This window comes from Wolbachia endosymbiont of Drosophila nikananu (assembly GCF_028981865.1).
Lineage (GTDB): Bacteria > Pseudomonadota > Alphaproteobacteria > Rickettsiales > Anaplasmataceae > Wolbachia > Wolbachia pipientis_B.
On record NZ_JAPQLL010000074.1, the window covers coordinates 1 to 23294 of the forward strand.

Annotated in this window: 24 protein-coding genes and 2 pseudogenes; 14 read left to right on the forward strand and 12 right to left on the reverse strand. The window is 34.9% G+C overall.

The features are described from left to right. A pseudogene (locus OZD67_RS06650) lies at positions 1–839 on the reverse strand (IS3 family transposase); the annotation flags it as partial. Between the two features lie 361 nt (positions 840–1200). On the opposite strand from OZD67_RS06650, the gene OZD67_RS05905 reads away from it, so the two are divergent. The 8 genes and pseudogenes from OZD67_RS05905 (at position 1201) to OZD67_RS05940 (ending at position 9072) form a co-directional block, all read left to right on the forward strand. Continuing rightward, on the forward strand, positions 1201–2916 hold the full coding sequence (locus OZD67_RS05905) for an ABC transporter ATP-binding protein (protein ID WP_182182883.1): 1716 nt from the start codon (positions 1201–1203) through the stop codon (positions 2914–2916). Between the two features lie 397 nt (positions 2917–3313). Then, a complete protein-coding gene (locus OZD67_RS05910; RefSeq protein ID WP_182182882.1) occupies positions 3314–4126 on the forward strand; it encodes a hypothetical protein in 813 nt (270 codons plus the stop codon). Beyond that, on the forward strand, positions 4068–4529 hold the full coding sequence (locus OZD67_RS05915; protein WP_182182880.1) for a hypothetical protein: 462 nt from the start codon (positions 4068–4070) through the stop codon (positions 4527–4529). The genes OZD67_RS05910 and OZD67_RS05915 overlap by 59 nt, the downstream gene beginning before the upstream one ends. A gap of 267 nt (positions 4530–4796) precedes the next feature. Next, entirely contained in the window at positions 4797–6503 is a 1707-nt protein-coding gene (gene argS, locus OZD67_RS05920; RefSeq protein WP_182182878.1) for an arginine--tRNA ligase, read from the forward strand. Positions 6504–6598: 95 nt separating this feature from the next. Then, complete coding sequence (locus tag OZD67_RS05925; RefSeq protein ID WP_174132978.1) at positions 6599–6823, forward strand: hypothetical protein; 225 nt, start codon at positions 6599–6601, stop codon at positions 6821–6823. Beyond that, entirely contained in the window at positions 6801–7169 is a 369-nt protein-coding gene (locus OZD67_RS05930) for a type II toxin-antitoxin system RelE family toxin (protein ID WP_259346586.1), read from the forward strand. Before OZD67_RS05925 ends, OZD67_RS05930 begins: the two co-directional genes overlap by 23 nt. Before the next feature lie 80 nt (positions 7170–7249). Continuing rightward, a complete protein-coding gene (locus tag OZD67_RS05935; protein WP_182182876.1) occupies positions 7250–8047 on the forward strand; it encodes an ankyrin repeat domain-containing protein in 798 nt (265 codons plus the stop codon). A 202-nt stretch (positions 8048–8249) separates the two neighbouring features. After that, positions 8250–9072: pseudogene (locus OZD67_RS05940) on the forward strand (Rpn family recombination-promoting nuclease/putative transposase). A gap of 4 nt (positions 9073–9076) precedes the next feature. Here OZD67_RS05940 and OZD67_RS05945 read toward each other — a convergent pair. From OZD67_RS05945 to def, 4 genes are all read right to left on the reverse strand, one after another. Further along, positions 9077–9838, reverse strand: a complete 762-nt coding sequence (locus tag OZD67_RS05945) for an alpha/beta hydrolase (RefSeq protein ID WP_182182875.1) — start codon at positions 9836–9838, stop codon at positions 9077–9079. 1 nt (position 9839) lies between these two features. Then, positions 9840–10367: a c-type cytochrome gene (locus OZD67_RS05950; RefSeq protein WP_182182873.1), complete on the reverse strand. Its 528-nt coding sequence runs from the start codon at positions 10365–10367 to the stop codon at positions 9840–9842. 592 nt (positions 10368–10959) lie between these two features. Further along, a complete protein-coding gene (locus OZD67_RS05955; RefSeq protein ID WP_182182871.1) occupies positions 10960–11781 on the reverse strand; it encodes a uracil-DNA glycosylase in 822 nt (273 codons plus the stop codon). Next, positions 11771–12310, reverse strand: coding sequence for a peptide deformylase (gene def / locus OZD67_RS05960; protein WP_182182869.1), 540 nt, complete (start codon positions 12308–12310; stop codon positions 11771–11773). The genes OZD67_RS05955 and def overlap by 11 nt, the downstream gene beginning before the upstream one ends. Positions 12311–12459: 149 nt before the next feature. On the opposite strand from def, the gene ftsA reads away from it, so the two are divergent. Then, a complete protein-coding gene (ftsA, locus tag OZD67_RS05965; protein ID WP_182182867.1) occupies positions 12460–13698 on the forward strand; it encodes a cell division protein FtsA in 1239 nt (412 codons plus the stop codon). 132 nt (positions 13699–13830) lie between these two features. Beyond that, positions 13831–14613: a type I methionyl aminopeptidase gene (map, locus tag OZD67_RS05970; protein WP_182182865.1), complete on the forward strand. Its 783-nt coding sequence runs from the start codon at positions 13831–13833 to the stop codon at positions 14611–14613. Between the two features lie 50 nt (positions 14614–14663). On the opposite strand, the gene OZD67_RS05975 is transcribed toward map, so the two are convergent. Continuing rightward, positions 14664–15875, reverse strand: a complete 1212-nt coding sequence (locus OZD67_RS05975; protein WP_182182863.1) for an MFS transporter — start codon at positions 15873–15875, stop codon at positions 14664–14666. A gap of 220 nt (positions 15876–16095) precedes the next feature. On the opposite strand from OZD67_RS05975, the gene rsmH reads away from it, so the two are divergent. Both rsmH and ftsL read left to right on the forward strand, forming a co-directional pair. Beyond that, a complete protein-coding gene (gene rsmH, locus OZD67_RS05980; RefSeq protein ID WP_182182861.1) occupies positions 16096–17049 on the forward strand; it encodes a 16S rRNA (cytosine(1402)-N(4))-methyltransferase RsmH in 954 nt (317 codons plus the stop codon). Then, positions 17046–17351, forward strand: a complete 306-nt coding sequence (gene ftsL / locus OZD67_RS05985; RefSeq protein ID WP_182182860.1) for a cell division protein FtsL — start codon at positions 17046–17048, stop codon at positions 17349–17351. Before rsmH ends, ftsL begins: the two co-directional genes overlap by 4 nt. A gap of 465 nt (positions 17352–17816) precedes the next feature. Here the strand turns inward: ftsL and OZD67_RS05990 are convergent, their stop codons facing one another. Beyond that, positions 17817–18116: an ETC complex I subunit gene (locus tag OZD67_RS05990; protein ID WP_182182858.1), complete on the reverse strand. Its 300-nt coding sequence runs from the start codon at positions 18114–18116 to the stop codon at positions 17817–17819. A 145-nt stretch (positions 18117–18261) separates the two neighbouring features. On the opposite strand from OZD67_RS05990, the gene OZD67_RS05995 reads away from it, so the two are divergent. Together OZD67_RS05995 and pth are read left to right on the forward strand one after the other, a co-directional pair. Further along, complete coding sequence (locus tag OZD67_RS05995) at positions 18262–18873, forward strand: 50S ribosomal protein L25/general stress protein Ctc (protein WP_182182856.1); 612 nt, start codon at positions 18262–18264, stop codon at positions 18871–18873. Next, positions 18873–19421, forward strand: coding sequence for an aminoacyl-tRNA hydrolase (gene pth / locus OZD67_RS06000; RefSeq protein ID WP_182182854.1), 549 nt, complete (start codon positions 18873–18875; stop codon positions 19419–19421). Before OZD67_RS05995 ends, pth begins: the two co-directional genes overlap by 1 nt. Before the next feature lie 329 nt (positions 19422–19750). On the opposite strand, the gene OZD67_RS06005 is transcribed toward pth, so the two are convergent. The 5 genes from OZD67_RS06005 to OZD67_RS06025 form a co-directional block, all read right to left on the reverse strand. After that, positions 19751–20536, reverse strand: coding sequence for a hypothetical protein (locus tag OZD67_RS06005; protein ID WP_182182852.1), 786 nt, complete (start codon positions 20534–20536; stop codon positions 19751–19753). Between the two features lie 65 nt (positions 20537–20601). Continuing rightward, positions 20602–20991: a phage tail tube protein gene (locus OZD67_RS06010; RefSeq protein WP_182182850.1), complete on the reverse strand. Its 390-nt coding sequence runs from the start codon at positions 20989–20991 to the stop codon at positions 20602–20604. Further along, entirely contained in the window at positions 20966–21376 is a 411-nt protein-coding gene (locus OZD67_RS06015; RefSeq protein WP_182182848.1) for a DUF3168 domain-containing protein, read from the reverse strand. Before OZD67_RS06015 ends, OZD67_RS06010 begins: the two co-directional genes overlap by 26 nt. Before the next feature lie 157 nt (positions 21377–21533). Next, entirely contained in the window at positions 21534–22082 is a 549-nt protein-coding gene (locus tag OZD67_RS06020; RefSeq protein ID WP_182182846.1) for a head-tail connector protein, read from the reverse strand. A gap of 142 nt (positions 22083–22224) precedes the next feature. Further along, the gene (locus OZD67_RS06025) at positions 22225–22536 is read right to left on the reverse strand and encodes an ECH_0659 family protein (RefSeq protein ID WP_182182845.1); all 312 of its coding nucleotides are present in this window, start codon (positions 22534–22536) and stop codon (positions 22225–22227) included. Positions 22537–23294: the final 758 nt, after the last annotated feature.

Sequence of the window (23294 nt, forward strand, 5' to 3'; positions counted from 1 at the left end):
GGTTTGCGTTTATTAACAGCCATAAATAAAGCATCTATAATTAATTGTTTATCCATTGAACTACTCATTAACTACCATACGTGAATATAAGTCAATTATTGCTGCCAAATATAGCCAGCCTTCTTTGGTTTTTATATAAGTAATATCAGTTACCCATACCTTATTGGGCTGGTCCGTAGTAAAATTTTGATCCAGGATATTTGGAGCTATAATCCTACTGTCTGTTTGCTGTTTTTTAGTTTTGAATCTTCTTCTAAGCTTAGCTTGAATGCCATTTTTTTGCATTACATCTTGCACTGTTTTGATGTTATAATTTTTGCCTAAAGCTTTTAGTTCAGCATGGATTTTAGGAGCTCCGTACCTGCATTGTGATGCTTGATATATTTTTTGAATATCTGCTAGAAGCTCCTCTCTTGCTAATTCTTTATTGCTTTTCTCCTGAGCAACCCATTTATAATAACCACAAGCAGATACATTTAAAAACCTACATAACTCCTGTATTTTATAGCTGCTTCTATGCTCTTTTATAAAAGAATATTTTACTCCTTTTGGCTGGCAAAATATCCCAGGGCTTTTTTTTAAATGTCTCTTTCCCTAGTTATTCTTGCTAACTCTTTCTTTAAGTCAAACCTTTCTTTGTCATAAGTAGCTAACTTTCCTTTGCCTGGAAATGCATCTACTTCTGACATTTTTTCATTATATTTTCTTACCCATCTGCTTAATAAATCTCCACTCATGCCTAAATCTCTTGCTATTTTTGCTGACGGTTGACCTGTTTCTCTTACTAGTTTTATTGCTTCCAATTTAAACTCTATTATATATTCCCTTCTGTTTCCCATATTACACCTCTTTGAAAAAACGTTCTATTTTACTTCAAAAACGTCTTAACTTCCTCTCTACTTTTTCTGGGTAAGGTCACGGCTAAGAGATACCATGGCGGTATGACGTGTTAGCTGTACTTTTATACTCATCAACTCAGTATCCAACCTGGATCCCAGTATCAAGTACTGGGATGACACCTACGCACACTCACTTTGTCATTCCAGCGTGTAAAACATAGACCCCAAGTGTCAGCTACTTGAACAACATCACTTTGCTTAAAAATTGCAACACGGTATGACGTTAGCTATTGTGCTACACCTTTCCCCTTTCCCCTGAAACTAAAATCTATATACTTAACTCCAGAAACTTCAAAATACGATGCGATCTAATATTAGAGAGTTATTTTGCTATATAAAGCCTAATCTATCTTATTTCATCATAGCTTTTATTGCAGTTTTATTTTCAGCCTTAACGATCCTCCTCTTTGGCAGAGGCTTAAGCAATATAATTGATTCTGGCACAGAGCACGATTTTACTACCAAACTATTAGTTGCAATACTTATAGTTTTAGCCATTTCTCTCACTGCATTTACTCGGTTATATTTCATTGGCATTGGCAGCGAGAAAGTTATCGCACGAATCAGATACAACTTATATAGCAGTATTACCAATTTACAACCAAGCTTCTTTGAGAACACAGGCGTACAAGATGTTATCTCAGCACTCATTACTGATACCTCTGTGCTGCAATCAATAATAAATAGCAGCCTACTCACCATATTACGAAATTTTGTGATTCTGATTGGTAGTGTTGCCATGTTATTATATACAAATATACAACTAACTGCGTATGCAGCCGCAATAATACCTATACTACTCATTATCATGACCTCACTTGGAAAAAAAGTGCGTAGCCATGCACGCTTTGCCCAGGATAAATTAAGTGAGCTTGCATCACTTAGTGAGGAAAATTTTCGGTCTATCGTAACCATCAAATCGTTTGTACTCGAAGAAAACGAAAAAATCCGTTTTAAGGAACATTTAAACTCAGTATCAAAATCATACGTAAAATTAGTACTCTTGCGTGCTATTTTAGTAACTCTAGTTATCACGTGTGTGATAGGTTCACTAGTTGTTTTGCTCTTCTTCGGTATTAAAGAAGTCTTAAGCAATAATATAACTATTGGAGAACTCTCCTCATTTGTGTTTTATTCAGCGCTTGCGGCAGGAGCTATAAATAATTTGAGCGATAATATCAGTGATTTACAACGAGGTCTTGGAATAGTAGAGCGTTTATTTGAATTTACAAATATGAAAAGCTCTATAGCAGATGCCGATGATCCTATAAAAATTTGTAGTGTTCAAAAAGGAATTTCGTTTAATGGCGTAACATTTTTTTATGAATCTCAGTCTGATAAGCCAGCGTTAAATAACGTATCATTTTCTATAGAGGCAGGTCAAGCAGTGTCAATTGTTGGCCCATCTGGCAGTGGTAAAAGCACCATTTTAAAGCTTCTGCTCCGTTTTCATGATCCAAACAAAGGTAGCATTACTATCGATGGGCACAATATTAAGTCAATTGCACTAAATGACCTCAGATCGTTGTTTGGCTTAGTGCCACAAGATCACATGATATTTTCTTGCTCAATAATGGAAAATATACTATATGGCAAACCGGGTGCTGAATATGAGGAAGTGAAGCAAGCAGCTATCAGTGCTTATGCGATGGAATTTATTGATAAGCTGCCTGATAAATTTGATACATTTGTAGGAAAAAGAGGATTAAAACTTTCTGAGGGGCAAAAACAACGTATTATAATAGCAAGAGCTATACTCAAAAACCCTCAGGTTTTAATACTGGATGAAGCAACCTCTGCCCTTGATTATAAAAGTGAAAACCTCGTGCAAAAAGCATTGAGCAAGTTAATGCAAAACAGAACAACAATCGTAATTACACACAGACTATCAACCGCACTTAAAACTGACAAGATTATAGTAATTAATCATGGAAAAGTAGAAGAAGTAGGAACTCATAACTCTCTAATAAGTAAAGACGGGCTATATGCAAAACTGGCGAAGATACAGTGGAATTGAAAGAAAATTTAAATCACATCGTTAGTTGATATGCTAGATTTACAATTAAAATTATAAAATTTTTAATCATTTTAACTTATAATAATGTAATAGTATTTTTTAGAGGATTATTATGACCCATAATTTTTTCATCTTCATGCACTCCTGTAGATACAGCTTGCGTAACGGTAAACTTATGGGCAGCTGTGAAAACAATTCTTCATGTGTGATGCATGTGTGGAAGTAATAAACTCTTCTGTGTTAGATTTAAAAGAGGTTAAAACCTATTTTTCTTTCCATCAGTATCAGAGGGTGCTGTTGATATTATATCAAAGTGATGAAGTGTGTAAATTGTTAGTACATGCTTCCACTCTATAGTTAATTTTTTAATAATCTCATTTACCAATGGAGGTACTTTATGCTAGCAAAAAATCTTTCTGGTCCGAATCAGGAAAATACAAATTATATATGTCCGTTGCCATTTAATACGTGCTGTACCAGTGATACATTAGGAGTTAATATTATTATAGATTCATATGATGATAAGACTAAGAATGAATTGAAGGAAAATATTAAGAATGAATTGAAGGAAAATATAAAAAGTGAACTAGAGAAAGGTCATAAGTGTGAAATTGATGTTAAGACTAAGAATGAACTGAAGAAAAATATAAAAAGTGAACTAGAGAAAGATCTTAAGTGCGAAACTTGCAAAATTGATGATAAGACTAAGGAGGAAATAAAAAATAAAATAAAAGATGAGATAGATTGTAAGTGTGATAAGAAAGGGACAGGTGAAGTTGATGGTGGAAGTAAAGGAGCCATAGAAAGTATGCTGATAACTGAAAAACATGCTACTGATAATGTTAACTGTTCAAGTTATGCAGGATATTATAAATCACGCGGTGAGGTCGGTCAGCCTGGTTGGTTTACAAAAGATCTTTTGAAGCAATTTCTCCCTGACTTAATGAGCAATAAAGAGATTGTGGATCATTTTTACACGAAAAATACTAAACAGTACCATGCAGACAATTTTGCTATAACTTTTGAAAGCAAAGAAAATACCAAGTGTGGAAGCAACATAAACTACACATGGGCTGCGCCAAGCAATATGTGGTGTAATAAAGGAGGTAAAACAGGGGATGCTGGGTTAAGATGTCCAGAGGACTTTCAGAGTGATAAAACGAGTGTTTGTTGTCCTTCCACTGCACCTTCTGCTGATTATATACAGTAAAAACTTCTTTCTCAATGATAAGTGTCCTAATTTAGTATTAAACCTTAAGGGAAAGGAATTAGAAGAATGTGCAGGTAAAACTATAGTTGCAAAATTAAAATCACCATTGATAATTGCTGATTATTATAACAAAATAATAGACAAAGATGGTAACAACACTGGAATATACTACTCTCAATTAAAACCTCACTTAAATCGTGATGGTACAATGAAAGACTGTGGAAGTAATGCAAAATGTCAGGAATATGCTAAAATCATAGATAAAATTCTATGGACTTCTAACAAGGAAGTAACGTTGAAAATTCCTGATAATTCTGTAGAAAAAAGGTCTTATTCCCCTAGTGTTGGTGACAATCAAGATGAGACTTTCTCTTACCATGATTCCGACAATATCTTAATATAAACTATAACTTTTCTGGGTCTTTCAACCCAGAAAAGGTCGCCTTACACCAAATATAGCTAAAGTGACTTAGATTTACCGATAATTTGAAAAACAAAAATTCGTCATCCCGCTGCTTGTTAGCGGGATCTAGAGATACCGCGAATAAATCGCGGTATGACGTAGGAAAACCTTTCTTGGGTTAGCTATAAAAAGTAGAGATAAGATAAACCTTCAACTAGCCCCACTTATTCGCTATACTGCTATAGGTTTTCATAGTTTTTCTAGTTGATGAACATTTTCAAACAGGTTTCCTCTCTAATTTCCAGCAAATTAAATGAGTTGAAGCAAAGGGGTGTCATAAATACAAGTGCGGCAAATTTTATTGTAGAGTCTCCAAGCAATAGAGCACATGGTGATATCTATACAAATGTTGCTATGGTGCTTGCAAAGCATGAAAAGAAGAATTCAGTCGAGATTGCAGGGATGTTAGCAAGAGAATTTAAAGCTTTTGATGAAGTTGCAAAAGCGGAAATAGCAGGCCCTGGTTTTATCAATATGCACTTAAAAATAGAAGTATGGCATGGAATTTTAAAACAAATAAATGAGCTGAAAACAGAGTTTGGCACCCTAGATATAGGGAACAATCAGGCCATCAATGTTGAGTTTGTATCTGCAAATCCAACTGGGCCACTACATATTGGTCATGCAAGAGGAGCCGTATTTGGTGACGTTCTGGTAAATTTATTGAAAAAAGTTGGTTATAAAGTTACTAAGGAATACTATATTAATGATGCTGGAGCGCAGATAGATACACTAATAAAGTCAGTATATTTGCGGTATAAGGAAGCTCTGGGAGAAAAAATCAGCATCGAAAAAGGTTTATATCCAGGTGAATATTTAAAACCAATAGGGGAGGGGCTAGCTAAAAAATATGGCAAGGAGCTTCTAGAAAAGCAAGATAATCAGGTGATTAAGGAATATACTTTAAGTTCTATCTTAGAAATCATAAAGGAAGACATGAACTTACTTGGGGTAAGTCATGATGTTTTTACTTCAGAGTATGAGCTACAAAAAAGTGGCAAAATTGAAGAGAGTATAAAGATATTATCTGACAAGGGTCTAGTGTATGAAGGGTACCTGGAGAAACCAAAAGGTAAAGAAAGCGAAAATTGGACTCCCAGAAAAGAGATGTTATTTCGCTCTACAAAATTTGGTGATGATGTTGACCGCGCATTGAAGAAAGAGGACGGCAGTTGGACTTATTTTGCCTCGGAAATTGCTTATAATTTTGATAAAATATCACGTGGTTTTAATTATTTGGTATTAGAGCTTGGTAATGATCACTATGGTTATGTTAAAAGATTAAAAGCAACAGCTTATGCATTAAGTAATAATCAAGTAAAAATAGAGGTAAAATTGCATAATATTGTAAACCTTTTTGAAAATAGAAAACCCATTAAAATGTCCAAAAGATCAGGAAACTTCCTTACAGCAAGAGATGTAGTGGAAGAAGTTGGCAAGGACATAATTCGTTTTATAATGTTAACACGCAAGAATGATATGGTCTTGGACTTTGATTTTGCTAAAGTTAAAGAACAGTCAAAAGATAATCCTATTTTTTACGTGCAATATGCGCATGCTCGTGCTCATTCGTTAATGCGTAATGCTCCAAAAGAGCTTCCAACAGCAGATCCTTCACTTTTAAAGACCGATGGGGAGCTATTCCTCATAAAAACCTTAGCAAAGTGGCCAGATGTAGTAGAAACTGCAGCAAGGCTTTATGAGCCACACAGAATTACTTTCTACTTACTTGAAGTTGCAGAAGCGTTTCACATTTTATGGGGGTATGGCAAGAGTGATTTAAACATGCGGTTCATACTGGAAGACAACTTAAACATCACCGCTGCAAGAATGTTTCTCGTCCAAGCCTTAGCACACGTCATCGCTTCTGGACTTTCCATCTTTAATATAGAACCTTTGGAAGAAATGAGTTGACTTTTTTTGTGCAAGATTGTTTTTTCAACGAATAGAGAAGTTGACAAAATTAAGTAAAAATGTTATAGTTTATAGTAGTATTTTCTGGTTAATATATGGCTCACAGTCAAAAAAAGCTCAATGTTAATGTAAGTTTTGACAGTAAATTGGCTCAGTATCTTACAGAAATGGCAGAGATTCAAAATAAAACTATCCCTGAAGTTTTAGTAGATTTAGTGGAAGAAGAGTTCGAAGAAGATGTAGAGCTATCCGAAATAGCTGACGATCGCCTCTCTGAAGGTGAAGAAGAAGTAGAGGATGATGAAAACATCTGGAAATAAAACTTACACTATAAAATTCTTAAAAAATGTTATTGAAAAAGAAATTCCAGCTCTTCCGGCAAAGATTAAATTAATGGTTCAGGAGGCCATAAAGAAACGCCTGACAGTTGATCCTTTTAATCTAGGAAAGCCTTTATGTCATAGCTTTAGAGGGCAATATAGGATAAGGGTTAGCAACTACCGTATAATTTACATCATAAATCATTCAGAACGTAAAGTACTTATTACTGCAGTGGGGCATAGAAAAAACATTTACAAACACAGAAGATTACACAATCAAAATATAAGAAAGACCTCATCTCATACAAGCCTTAGATCGCTTCTGGACTTTCCATCTTTAATATAGAACCTTTGGAAGAGATGAGTTGATTTTTTTTTTGTTACAATATGTAATGATCAAAATATTATTCAAAGTAGGGTAAAGTTATGACGATCAGTTTTAGGGAGTATTCAACTGTATTCACTGAAGTTGCGGAACAGACAGATTTAAATGGAAATAACATAATTGAAAGAATAAAAGGGCAGTTTAAATCACGCCAAAGTGACTATGAGGAGTGGCAAGCAGCCAATTTTCATGTGGACTTCTTATTTCAATCTATTCTTTGTCAAGGTAACGAAGAAGATAAACACACGTTATTACATTTAGCTGCTCACACAGGCCGTATCAAGATAATCAAAGCTCTAATAAAACAAGGTGCAGATGTTAATGCAGTGAGTCAAAATCATAAAAATACTCCTTTGCATGTGGCTATTGGCGAGATAGATGTAATAAATGCTCTATTAGACAAGGGTGCAAAGGTTAATGCAGTGAATAAATTGGGAGATACTCCTTTGCATATAGCTGTTAAGGATGGCAATGTAAATTTAGTAAAGGCTCTATTAGATAAGGGTGCAAATTTTTTATTAAAGAATAAAGATGGCAAGACTCCAAAAGACTTAGCTATAGATGATAGAATAAAAAAGCTTCTGAAAGAATCTACATCAGCAACCCAAAAAGGTATTTACGCCGGTAGTGCAACCGCATTATTAGGCACTGCAGCAGTAGCACTTTTTGCAACCGGAACAGTTGCAATTGAGTTAATACCTATAGTGATAGCGGTAGCCACAGTCGCAATAGCAGCACTAGCAGTTGGTGGTATCACATATATGATGTTAAAACCTAGTACTGAAATGGATGAAGTGGAAGAAGAAAAAGGCATAACTGGGGATGAGCGGAAAGCTTGATCTGCTGGATTCCAGTATCAGCTACTTTCATGACATCATCCTTTTTCTGGATCCCAGTATCGGCTACTTGGATGACAACTAGCCTGACAACCGTCATCCCGCTACGAGTTAGCGGCCGCGGCGGTATAGCTATATTTAAAAATATGGTTGAATAATTGTTAATAATAGTGTATAGTTATTAATATTTTTAAGCATTTTTGCCATGGCTCTTTCAAAATTTCTCGATCCAAAGTTAGATTTAACATTTAAGAAAATCTTTGGCACTGAAAAAAATAAGAATATTCTTACGCACTTTTTGAACGATATTTTAGGATGTACTGAAGTCAATACTATACAAGAAGTAGAATTCTTAAGCACCATTATGGACCCTGAAATTGCTTCTGATAAACAAAGCATTGTTGATGTTCTTTGCAGGGATTCTAGTGGGAACAGGTATATAATTGAGATGCAGCTCACTCGTGATAAAGGCTTTGAAAAACGTGCACAACTTTATCGCGATTTTAAATTGTACCTTATTCCCTGATAAGCTTGACTATATATCTAGCCATACCATAAGAGATGAGAAAACCAATGAGCATGACTTAAAAGATTTTCAATTTATCTTCATAGAGCTGCCAAAATTTCCTAAGAGTAGAGAAGAACAACTAGAAAGTGTAGTAGACCGTTGGCTATTTTTTTTCAAATATGCAGATAAAACAACGGACGAAGATCTCAGAAAAATTGCGGAAAAATCACCAATAATAAAGCTAGCATATGATGAATTAGATAAGTTTCACTGGAATGAAAAAGATCTAGTAGCTTATGAAGAAAGAATAATGGATCTGCGCAAAGAAGAAGCCATTCTTGAATACAGACTTGATCTTGCTAAAGAGGAAGGTATACAAAAAGGTATAGAGAAAGGAAAAATTGAAGGGAAAATTGAAGTTGCAAAAGCGATGCTGGCTAATAATGTTGATGTTGACACTATTGTCAAGTTTACTGGCCTTTCTATTAGTGAGATTGAAGAATTAAGTGGAAATCTGTGAACGGTTACCTATATGTTTTTGCTGGCAAAAATTCTCTAATGGTCTTAAATAAAACTTTCAGTGAGTGATTGTCAGACATGTTGTGCTCTGCTGATTTCATCAAGTATACTTCAACATCGGTTGACTTAATTTTTTCAGCTAAATTCAATGAAGTTTGATAAGGAACATCTTTATCATTATCATTAATGCTATGCAATAAGCGCACAGGATAGTTTATATCTATTGCTTCTCTATTTAAGAGAAGGTTCTTTCTGCCATCTTCGATCAAATTTTTAGTTATTTTGTATGTACAATGCTCTGAAGTAAAATCTATTACACCTTTAGAATCTAGTTCTTCTTTTTGCTCGTCTGACAATTGCTTGAATATCAAATCTTCAGTGAAATCAGGAGCAGGCGATATGCCGATTAATGCTGCAATTTTTTCTGAAGATTGAAGGGCAGTGAGCAGCATCAGCCATCCTCCCATACTTGAACCTATAATTATTTGTTTATCGCTAGTTAATTCACTCATCACTTTAGCACAATTTTTTTGCCAATCACTTATCGTGTAATCAATAAAATTACCACTTGAATGACCGTGACCAAAATAATCAAATAGCACAAGTGCTACATCATTTTCTTGGCAAAACTTGTAAATAGCAGTTGCTTTAGTTCCATCCATATTAGATGCAAACCCACCAAAAAAAACTACAGAAGCTTTCTTCCCTTGTAGCTTTCGATATGCTATGTGACCATTATTTCCATCAAACAATTTACAATAATTCATACTACTTTGGCAAAGCAACCGGACTATCGCTCATCGAACGCAAATAGCTGACTAGATCTGCAATTTCTTGTGGATTGGAAATACCTGCAAATGCCATACGTGTACCTTTTATATAGGCTTTTGGGTTCTTTAAAAAGGCAAATAGCTCCTCATACCCCCATTTTCCACCTCTTTCAAGCACTGCTTTTGAGTAATTGAATGAGTTGCCAAGATGGGCCTTTTTGTTTCCAACTACGTTCCATAAGTTTGGTCCTACTTTATTCATTCCACCTTTCTCAAAACTATGGCAGGCTATGCATTTTTTTGCTGCTGATTTACCTTTTTCAAAGCTAGCATTCTGCATGAGCGTTCCAATATCGAGCGCCACTTGCTCGATTTTTTGCTGAGATTCATTGCTGCCAGCAGTTACTATCGTTTGGTGTTCAATCTTATATTCCTCTGGACTATACAGCATATCAACTACGTTGCTGACTATCATAATGATTAGCCCAGAAAGTAAAATCGATGCTGCAATCTTATTAAGCTCCATAGTTAATTTTTATCAAGTAATGTTACTTAAATTATGCGAATATTTTCGCAAATAGCAACCAATTACCTTGAAGCTCGCTAAAGATGAGAGTCTCCAGCTATAAACATTAAGAAATTTACCAAATAAAAAAAAGGCAAAAGAAGCCCCGTTGGTGACTAGTTATTTATATGTACTTCAAAATATTGGCGTTTTTTATTCTAAACGCTACGATTCAGCCGCTTTTAAATGCAACTAACCTAAATTATAAACGTTAAGAAATTTACTAAGCGGAAAAAAAGGCAAAGAAACCCCAGGGTGGCTAGTATTCAAATTCTCCCTTGTCTATTTGACGTCTTTTACTGTCTTAAACGCTTTATAAGCGCGTTTCAGCTTATATAGGTAGAAACCTAGAAGTGTTTATAAAGACATGAGGTGCACATAGTGCAAAAAATTAAGCATGATTTACGCCAAATACATTAAGTTTTTTTGTCATTAATCCACTGCAGAGATTGCGAAGATAAATAAATAGCTTCATTTTCATGATAAGGGGGCTGGCGGAGTTTGTCAAGTAAGTTTTTTCGTTTCTGCGGGCTACTTCTCGACACCAGTGGTGTTAAGTATTCGTACAGTTATTGGTATTATTAAGATACTCCTTAATCTTCTTCAAATCCTCCCAGGCTAAACGTTTTTGCATTGGCTGACGCAGTAGGTAAGCTGGGTGAAATATAGCAGCTATAGTGATTGAGTGAGATAAATATTGGTTAGTGTACGTATGAAATCTACCACGCAAATTCGATATAGTTTTTGTGCTGTCAAGAAGACTATAACACGCAATTCCCCCGACCAAAATTAGAATTTGCGGTGAAACCAGTGCAACATGCTTCTCAACAAATGGTCTGCACATATCAAGCTCTAGGTCGGTTGGCTTTCTATTGCCAGGTGGGCGCCAAAATACAGTATTGCTTATGTATACCTTAGTGCGATCAAGATTGATTGCATTTAACATTTTATCGAGTAACATTCCACTTGCACCACAAAATGGTATGCCTTGAAGGTCTTCATTTGCTCCTGGAGCTTCACCAACAAGCATAACTTTTGCGTTTGGATTACCATCGGAAAAGACAGTATTAGTTGCAGTTTTTTTTATCTCACAACCTTCAAATGATTCAACTGCACTTCTTAGTTCATCCACACTACTACATTTACTTGCAAGTTTCCTTGCTTCAATTATCCAATCACTTGGAAACATGTCTTTTCCATCTTTAGTGTCACCCCAGCACGTATCTGCATCTTTCTTCTGGGTCCCAGTTTGGATAACAGAGGGTTGCACACCCTCTTTGCTCTCCAACTTTTTTTCCTCTTCACCCTCTGTTAGTGTGCAATCAACGCCCACTTCATGGTAAAATTTTAATAATTCTAGGTCTTCATTGCTCATAATGCTTTTTAACCTTTTGTGCTTTTTTCATGGCTATATCATACTTTAATTTAGATAAATGTCTAATATATAATATGCCATTTAAGTGATCTAGCTCATGCTGAATACACCTTGCGAGCCAGCCGCAAGCTTTTAGCGTCTGTTCCTCATTATTTAAATCCTTATATTTCACAGTCAAATATTTTGGACGCTTAATTTCATAGCTTTGCTCTGGAATTGAAAGGCACCCTTCTTTGAGAATTACTTGTTCATCGGATAATTCCGTAATTTCAGGGTTAATCATGTAAAATTTGCCAGTCGATTCATATCCTACTGGCTCGTCTTCAGCTTGAGAGAGCTGAATGTCCATAACAAAAACTCTCCTCAGCACCCCAACTTGCACTGCAGCAAGGCCAAGACCTTCTGCATCGTACACAGTTTCGAACATGTCGTTTACTAATTCTTTAATTTTATCGTTTATATCTGTTACTTCACTGGCACGTGTGATTAGTCTTTCATCAGGGGCAATTACAATTGGTAATGTGGACATAAAATGGACATAAAAATTATAATTCTATGTTTTGCTTTCCCTTTTGTCCAGAATTTAGTGTATATTAAAATGTTGCTATATCTATAATAGAAATATAAATTATTAAAGAAAGCTACAATTTAAATGAAATTGCGTAATAAGGTTAACTAATGTACTCTGCAGTAATAGTAAAACCAAAGAGAAACGTTTTTGCTGTTTTAGACATAGGTACAACAAAGATTATTTGTCTAATCGTTAAAATAAATGGCAACTTCAGCTATAAAGTAATAGGAACGGGCTATAAGATTGCAGAAGGTGTAAACGGTGGGTCGATAACTAATGTAAAACACGCAAATTACTCCATCTCATCAACTATAGGTTTAGCTGAGCAAGTGTCAGAGGAAACTATAGACCAGATATATGTGAGCATTGCTGGATGTGGTATCTCATCTTTTAATGTACATAATGAAATTATTGCAGCTAATCATGAAATTTCTGACCGGGATATAAAACGTGTGGTTTTTCAGACGTTTGAGAAATATATTGAAGAAAATGTTATCATTCACAATATACCACTGAAATATCACTTAGATGACATGACTGACATAAAAGAAGTTGGTGGATTGTACGGAAAAAGACTATCTGCTGATGTTAATGTTGTCACTGCTTCGCGTCCAGCACTTACCAATATTGAAAACTGTATTACCAATAATGGTGGATTAAATATGGCAGGTTGTATTGCTTCTGCATATTCTGCAGGTCTTGCCTGTCTCAGTGAAGATGAAAAAGAGCTCGGGACTGCTATTGTTGATATAGGCGGTGGGTGTACTGCAATTGGAATTTTCAAAAGAGGGAAACTTGTGTATGCAAGCAGCGTTCCAATTGGTGGCGTTCATATTACTCGAGATATTGCTTACGGGCTATGCACAAGCATAGAACGTGCAGAGTATATAAAAATACTGTATGGTAGCACTATCGTAACTTCAATAGATGAGAACGAATATATTACAGTCCAAAATAGTGAAAATGATGAACCTACTCAAGTATTCAAATCTGAGCTTATTAACATCATAAGACCAAGAGTTGAAGAAATACTTGAAATGGTAAGAGAGCAATTTCAAGAGCAGAAAGATCCAATTAATAAAGTAGTGATCACAGGTGGAACTAGTCAACTCACAAGCATGAAGGAAATTGCAGGCTATATATTCAATAAGCAAGTTCGAATTGGGTGCCCTGAGTCTTGTAGCGGTCTTGATGGCGAATATGATAAAAATCCTGTATTTTCTGTTTCTATAGGTTCTATAAAGCTAATAGTTGACACTTTTTATAAAAATAACTCTGGAATGCTCGGTCAAGATGGTAAAATAAGTAAGTTGTACCATTGGGTTAAATCAAAAGTTACAGTCTAGATTTCTGTTTTACCACTTGTCATACAAATGACTTGACACTAGGATCCATAGGACTTATTTTCACAATACGTAAAATTATTACATTTATGTACTTACAAGTAAGCGTACCAATTACAATAAGACATGGAAAATATGAACATAACTATACACTCACAAGAAGATTTTGAATTTATGCGCAAGGCTGGCAGGCTTGCTGCTGAAACTCTTGATTTCATTGCACCGTACGTAAAAATAGGGGTGACAACTAATGAGTTAAATGATCTATGTCATGATTTTATAATTAATGCAGGTGCAATTCCAGCACCACTAAATTATAGGGGGTATCCAAAATCAATTTGCACTTCAAAAAATGCAGTTGTGTGCCATGGTGTTCCCGATGATAAACCGCTTAAAGATGGAGATATTTTGAATATTGACGTTACGGTGATTTTAAATGGCTGGCATGGTGATACAAGTCGCATGTTTTGGGTTGGCAAACCATCAATAAAAGCAAAACGTTTGTGTGACGCTACTTATCATGCATTGATGGAAGCAATTAAACAAGTTAAACCCGGCAATAAGTTAAATGAAATAGGGCTTGCTATAGAGAAATATATTAGAGATTTTGGATATTCTATCGTACGCAGCTACTGCGGACACGGTATAGGAAAAGTCTTTCATGTTCCGCCAAATGTAGTGCATTTCTATGATCAAGATGAAAATCTCATCTTGAAGGAAGGTATGTTTTTTACAATAGAACCAATGATTAATGCTGGAAAACATGAGACTCTGCTCAGTAAACTCGATGACTGGACAGTGACAACACGCGATCTTTCACTTTCTGCTCAATTTGAACATACGCTCGGAGTAACTAAAGATGGTGCTGAAATATTCACATTATCACCCAAAAATTGGCACTTCCCACCATATAATTAGATTTTTTTAAACTCTGCTATACTGCAACTATACTTGGATCTTGAAGAAAGCTAATCCTTAATTTGCGATATAGCAACTAGCCCAATTAATGCACAGAAAATCATGTAAAAACTAGCTGAAGTCTCTTGTCCTGTAACTTTGATAATTGTTGTGCATATAAATGGTGCAAGGCCACCAAAAAATCCAGCAGCTATATTTCTTGACAAGCCAAATCCGCTGTACCGAACCTTTGTTGGGAATAATTCACACATCAGTGCACTAACAGGTCCAAGCGATGCAGCTATTGGAATTATAAAAAGAATATGTGCCGTAAAAGTGAGTAAGTAATTGCCACTACATAACATTGAGAAAACTGGATAACTCACTATTACAAAAGCTATAAATGCAAATTTCATAACTTTTTCTCTTCCTACCCGATCAGAAAGTATTGCAAACAATATTGTCAATCCTCCGAGCGCAATTTGACTCAGTATTTCTACCATATGGTTAAAATGAGTATTTATTGTTGATGTAAGCACATTGAAAAATACCAGATATATGTAAAGAGATGAGTTTTCAACTATATCAACCCCAACTGATATCAGAAAAGGTTTTTTATAGCTATTCAATAACTCTTTTAATGGCAGTTTAGATGGGTTTTTCTGTCTTTTATACTCTGGGCTTTCATCAAGTATATATCTCATATATATGCTAATTAATCCCATTGCTAAACTGAAAATGAAAGGTAATCTCCACCCCCAAGATTCAAAATCAGATACTTTTTTGCATATGAGTACTGCTATCAGGCTTAATACTGAACCAAAAATTGCGCTTAATACTTCAATGCTGCCAAAAAATCCTTTTTTGTTTTTAGGAGCGTGTTCTATTAAAAATGGTGCATTTCCTGCTTCTCCTCCAAGGGATATACCCTGCAATAATCTTAAACAAACTACCAGCATTGACGCTAGTATTCCAATACTTTGATAACCTGGAACAAAAGCAATTAATACAGTTGATAAAGTCATTAATATAATCGAGAGCAATAAGGCAACTCTTCTGCCATGCTTATCACCAATGTGACCAAATATAGCAGCGCCGACTGGTCTCATTAAGAAACCCACTGCAAACACTCCAAAAGCCTTCAATACGCTGGTTAGTCGATCATTCGATGGAAAAAACACACCACCTATTATATTTATTAAGTGGCCAAAAAGCATGTGGTCATACCACAATAAAGTGTTACAAGTCAAACTTGAAAATATTACTTTTGTTATTTGCTGCATAATTTTCTATAGTTTGTTTAGTATTTAGTAATATACATTACTTTTTTTTATATAGTAGAAAAATTTGAACATTATATTAGTAATAGTATCTTATTAAATCTTAATATTTTTATATCATTGACTATATTCAAGTATTTTTATATTATTGCCTATATATTTCCATATGTTTTAGTGGGAAGCTATTTTTATTTGTATGCACAGAGTCTCTTGATGGAGCACTATGACACACACTCCAGTTTTGTTAAAAGAGATGCTATCACTACTATCACCGCAGGATGGTGGTATATACGTGGACGCCACATTTGGAGCTGGAGGGTATAGCAAAGCAATATTGGAGTCAGCTGATTGCAAGGTATATGCAATTGATAGAGATGAAACGGTAACTAAGTTTTATGATGATTTAAGCGTTAGATATCCCGATAGAATAAAACTATTCATTGAGAAGTTTAGTAATATTAAAAGTATACTAAGTAGCGTTGAGCCATTTCCTGTCATCCCAGTGCTTAATACTGGAAAAAATAACTGGTCACGCGCTGGAATGACATCAAACGGAGTGGATGGGGTGATCTTTGACATCGGAGTTTCATCTATGCAGCTTGATAACGGAGATAGAGGGTTCTCATTTTTACATGATGGTCCACTCGATATGAGCATGGATAACTCTTCTTATATAAACGCTTCAACGTTTGTTAACGCTTTACGCGAAGAAGAAATTGCAAATACTATATATAACTACGGAGGAGAGCATCATTCTCGCAAAATCGCAAGAGCAATAGTAAGTGCACGGAAGAAGAAAACTATCAAAACTACATTTGAGCTTGCGAATATTATACGTTCTGTGGTGTTCCGTGGAAAAAGCAAAATTGATCCTGCAACCAGAACATTTCAGGCAATCAGAATATGGGTAAACGATGAGCTGGGAGAACTTGAGAGGGGCATTAAAGCTGCATCTGAAATTTTAAATGAGAATGGCAAATTAATTGTTGTTACCTTTCATTCTTTGGAAGATCGTATAGTCAAAACTTTTTTTAAAGATCTATACGAGCCAAGATCTACTGATTGTAAGACATTCTCTTTTCTAAATAAAAAAGTGATCAAAGCAAGTATAGAAGAAGTAAGTGTAAATCCGCGTTCACGCTCAGCAAAATTAAGAGCTATACAGAAGTTGTCATGAGAACTTTCTGCATCATCTCAATAGTTATGTTTTTTCTTAGCATTGTAGGACTATTTAAGATAAAACTACATGTTCAGTCATTAAATAGAGAGCTAATAAAAATAAAAAGTGAAATTAGTTTAGTACAAAGTGATATAAAAGTTTTACAAGCAGAGTGGAGCTATTTGAATAATCCAAAAAGACTTGTAAGCCTTGTAAAGAAATACCTAAAAAATAACTCTTTAATACTGGCTAGCCAGGTTAAAAATCTTGACTCTTTAAATGGCCGCAGTGTGTTAGCACAACTTAAAACCCAGAGTTAAATTGGTTATACTAAGCTTTATCTTTTACAGATAAGCACATCACAATAAAACTTACTTTGTATCCGTTCAGGCAATGGCGTCAACTTAAGGGAAAATATCAGTGATTGTGTATAAAATTTCTCTCCAAATTTTTTATCATTAAATTATCCAAAGAGTGCAATAAACAGCACTTTTGTTTTATTTCAACAAAGAAGTCTAAAATGTGTCCTTAAGTTGACGCCATTGTCCGTTCAGGATAGCGGCAAGACCATAGAGTAAAAGTGAGTTTACAACAAATGGTGTCATCCCAGTGCTTGACACTGGGATCCAGCCTTTCCATAATCATCAAAAACATTGTATTTTAACGTAAAACAGCTATTTTTGTGCTTACCAACTTAATAAAATTCCTGGATCCCAGTGTCTGGGCACTGGGATGACAAAGGAGAGCAGTGTCAGCTACTTGCATAACACCATTTGTTGTGCAACTTACTTTAGTATGAAATTGCTTGCGTAAGATTTTGGCAGCCTCTTAACATTTTTTGGCATTTCAATTACGTATTTAACGTTGCGTTTTTTTGCGTAGAATACTGCTTTCTCAAGAGAATCAAATTTTAATACAATCTGTTTTTTTGGATCTTTTGAGCCAATCCAACCCATTAAAGGTTCAATGTAGTAAGAACTAGATTCAATTTTCAGGTGCCAGAGATTTGTATTACCTAAACCAGATTGTGTTGCAGTTTTTGTTGGTTTATAAATCCTAAAAACTACTTTATCATCAGTGCCCATAGTTCTTGTTAAATAAGCTTAAATATATATCTAAATAAATCCTTTCACAAACAATTAGTATGAAAGAATGAAGTTTGAAATAAATATTTTTATGTTATATTATTATTAAATTACATTAAAAGGATTAGCTGAATAGGAGTAATCGATGACGCAACAAGAAATAGTAACAATTAATGCAGAGTTACGTGATATAACAAGAACAAAAGCGATGCATTCTCTAAGGAAGAAAGGAAACATCCCTGGAATCATATATGGAAAGGGCCATGGTAATGTAAATTTAACATTGTCTGCAAAGGAATTCACGAAGCAATATAAATCAGGCTCTCTTTCTGTACATTTGATAGAGCTGAATATTTCAGGCAAAAAGGAATATGCTCTTGTTCGCGATATCCAATTGCATGTAGTAAAGGATACTGTGCAACATGTTGATTTTCAATTTGTTGATAAAGGCAGCGAAATTAAAATAGACATACCTCTATCATTTGTGAATGAAAGTAAAGCTCCAGGGATCAAGTTAGGTGGAGTGCTTAATGTTTTGTGTCGTTCTATTGCTGTTAAATGCTCTCCTGATAAAATACCTCAGGTTATTGAAGTTGATTTATCCGGTAAAATGATTGGCCAGTCTATACATATTAATGATGTAAAATTACCAGAAGGTGTTAAGTTTGTAGCTCATGAAGAAGAAAATTTTACCATTGTTACAATTTCTGCTGCCGATAGTGACGTTGAAAAACCTCAAGCAGAAACAGAGGAATAGTGCATCTGATAGTTGGACTTGGTAACCCTGGTGGTCAATATGAGTTAACTCATCATAATATCGGCTTCATCGTAGTTGATAAAATTTACAAATATTGGAATTTCCAGTCGTTTTCTAAAAAAGCCGATTATCTAATAACTTCTGGCATAATTAATGATAATAAAATCATGTTAATAAAGCCTTATTCATTTATGAATAATTCAGGCATCCCTGTTGCAAAAGTACGAAACTTTTACAAATTATCGCTAGATAATATCGTTGTCATACACGATGACGCTGATTTGGAAATTGGAAGAATAAAAATAAAGAAAGGTGGTAGCTCTGCTGGCCATAATGGACTTAAATCCATAGATAGTTTTATTGGCAACGATTATTGGCGCTTGAGATTTGGAGTGGGTAGACCTGAAGATGAAAAAAGCTTAGCAGATTATGTATTATCAAAATTTTCAAATTTTGATAACGTTGCTCCCTTAGTGGAAAAAATAGCAAAAAATATACACTTAATGCTGCAAGGAGATAATACAGCTTTTATCAATTTGATTGCATAGTATTACGAAACACAAAACTAAATTTCACACAATTAAAATAACAGGTAATAGTAAGGATTTAAATCCGGCGAGTATCTGTGTCTTTGCACATATTGCCAAATTTTTCAATTATCTTTTCTCTTGCTTATCTTCTCCATAGTCATTTTTTTTCTCGTCTACTACTTTCAAAACACGTTCCCTCAGATCCTCACTTTGGCATCATTCTACCTTATCTAAAGCCATTTTATACCTTTTTATCCCTTCTGGGGTAACCTTTTTTCAGTTAGCTATATAACCCTAATTATGAATTAACAGACAGTAGAATCGAAAGATTATTACAAGGAGAAATCTTACACAGATCGACCCTTTTGTGAATCTGCGTTTCTGCTTTCTTCAACTTGTTTTGCAAAAGATGTTTCCTGTTTGCTGATATGCTGAAGTGGCTTAGCAATTTCGCGCACAACGGCAGTAACTGCTGTTAAAAATGTTTTTAATAATGCACCTAAAGCTCCACCAACTGCTTCCCTGCCATATATATGAGCTTGCTTTTCGTTATCGTCAGCAGTTTCCCCTGCTCTCCTTCTTGGATCCATCCTATGAGCAATCACCGAAAACAACATTCCCCTGATTGAAGACTTCACTAGTTTTTTTGCTTCATCATCATGTGCTGTTTCATGTCCATGACTTAAGTGTTTAACGTTCATTAGCTCCTTTTGTTGCTGGGCAAACATGCTACTTAATACTTCTTCTATTGCTTGTTTCCTTCTTTTCTCTCTAACTCTTTTCATAGATTCTGATTTATCGCGAGTATGCTTTGTGGTTTCAAATTCTGCATCAATATCTTCAGATGCAGCCTGACTATATAAAGTCTCTATGAGCCTGTCTATGCTTCGCTTTATTTGCATAGTCCTTTCGTAACTATCCGAATTATCAATTCCTTCGTCGATCTGATTTAGAATATCCTCAAAAACTTTTAAATAGTCTTGAATATACTGTATTATGTATTGCTTATCTTCCTCTTTGTATTGTTCTTCTTGATTTTGCTGATTTTCATTTTCTAAACTTCTCTCTCTTTTATCATCGTTATTTTCTTCAATATTATCACCGTCTTCCTCGAAAAGGTCTTCGTCGTTCATGATTTTTTTTAATTTAGTTAAAATTCTCACCAGTTAGTATTATATATGAAAAAATTAAATTAACATTAATGAAAAGCGTTTACAACTTCAGCACTCGCTAAAATTACAGTAAAACTGTCAAAAGCAGCGGGGTCATAATACCTCTCATACAGTTCAACTGAACACCGTAATCTGATCTTTTCCTTAGTGTTAAAATTAATTTCATAATCATTATTAGAGTTTAATATAGCAGAATTACGTAATAATTCATCAGCTAATACCGAGTCTAAAATTCCATTAATTTTTATTGTAATGTGTCTGCTCCCAGCACAATCGAGCACTTTTCTCCAGCCAAAAGAAGAAATATCTTTTATCTCTTCTCTGTTATTATGCAAAGTGAACCTTAAGTTTCGTATATTATTTAGCACAATAAAATTATTATCATGATCTTTAATTTTTAGCTGTAATTTGCTCATTATCACCTCCTTTTATAAAAATATCAAAATTAATTGTTGAATGTAAAATTTCATCGTGCTGATCCATAGCACAATTACTTTCTAAAATGGCCTCACTACTAAAACCTTCAATGCTCTTAAGTATCAAGTTAATATGCCTTATAATGGCAAACATACTGTTTATATGATAAGTATATATGTCGCATGAAAATCTTGCCTTTGTAGCAAAATTGGACAGCATATGCAGGTTATTATAATTCACTACGCGCAATCTCAGGTAAGGAATGGTGACCTGTTTAGGTAAGTAGTCATAAATGTTAGTAACATATTTCCTTAAATCAGAGTTTGCTTTTAGTGCTGCATAAATACTATTGTACAACTCGTTTATAGCTTGAATTTTTTTCATGATTAATCCTCGTAAAGATATATAGCTAAAACATAAGCAGTGATACAAACTCGTCATCCCGCTACTTGTTAGCGGGATCTATGCTAAGAGATACCGCGAATGAATCGCGGTATGACGTTGGCAAGTCTTATTTACTTTAGCTATATTTCATCCTTATCTACAAAACAACCTTTGGTTCGCGAAACGGAGAATACACCTTCTTCACTTCAGACAAATGGCTACTTACCCCCGATTCACGATCTTTGTAAATAGCAGAAACATGCCGCATAATACCTAGTTTTATCTGCTCAGGAACATTGTCATAGCCAGCCTCGTATACAACATCAACTCTTATTGCATTCAAATAATTGAAAAACTCAACGTAGCCCCCTACATCACTAAAATAATACTTAAGTGTTCTCTTCTCTTGACCTTTAGACATCATTGCAGTAACCAATACTATCTTACTCACAGGGCCATAGCTTAAATAGATCCTACGAGGTACATAATCTTCATATGAAACTTGCCATGTTTGTTTCACCAGTGACTTTTCCATATGCCACTCAGCATAATTAGTTGCCATAAAAATTAGATCTGAAATCAACTTATCATCCTGGTCGTTCTCAATACGTAAAAAAGATTTAACCTCTTCTAAAGTAACTGGAAAAGATTCAGGCTTAGATTTACGTTGCATATGTATTCTTGGTGAAGTAGATCTTGTTGACATGATAACCCTCCTTTTTGATATAGCTAAAATAAGTAAGGTTTACCTCGTTTATCGTGACAGTGTGGGGCAAATCTTACTTACTTTAGCTATGCAGCTTGCATTCAAATTAAGTTGAATTGGTGCAGCAACAACTCTGAGTGTTTTATCGTATGAATATATTAAGAAGAGAACGTATTAAAGCTGTTTCTCCTTTTTTATTGATAAAATTTGAACTTATAGCATATTCGACTAGGCTGGATTTTAGTAGATTAACATTTTGAGAATGAATATTATTGAAGATGGAGTTTAACTCTTTAGCAAGCAGACTGCGAAATTTTTGCACACTGTCATATGCGATATTTTCAAGTTCATGTGCAAATCTATCTTGAGCTGTAGTTGTTATATCTTCAATTTCCTTATTAAACTCCTCTAGCTTTTTTTCGTTATTTTTAAAATTTTTCGTAAAAGTTTTCATATCAATTAAACTCAACTACTATTATGATTATAATGATAATGAAAAACTACCGAAGTAAAAAATTCACACTACTATGTAACTTGCAAATACTTTTATGCGCTAGGGCTATAGGTTGTCATCCAAGTAACCCCTTCCCGTTATCTGAGTAGCCTCCTTTTCCTGTCATGCAAATAGCCCCTTTCTTGTCATACAAATAGCCTCCTTTTCCTGTCATCCCAGTGCCCCTGTGATGTCATTCCAGTGCCCTCTTCTTGTCATCCGAGTAGCTGACATTGGTTTACTTTATGATGGTGTCATGAAAGTAGCTTTCCATCCAAAAGGGTGTCATCCCAGTGCCTTGACTACTTGGATCCAGGAAACTTAACTCTACACCAAGTAAATGTACAATAAGAACTAGATTCCAGACTGGAATGACACCCTACTTAACCGTCATACCGCGATTCATTCGCGGTATCTCAGCCGCTAACAAGAGATCCCGCTAACAAGTAGCGGGATGACGAATATACCGCCACGAACCGTCATACCGCGATTCATTCGCGGTATCTCTTAGCCGCTAACTCGTAGCGGGATGACGATTGTCGTTTAGCTATAAATATTTAAGAAATTTACCAAACGAAAAAAAAGGCAAAAGAAGCCCTAGTCATTGTCTATTTTCAGTATTTGGCGTTTTTTTAAGTCTTAAACACTGCAATTTAGCTGCTTTTAAGTGCAACTAACCTTAGCTAAAATGTTTAAGAAATTTACTAAGCAGAAAAAAA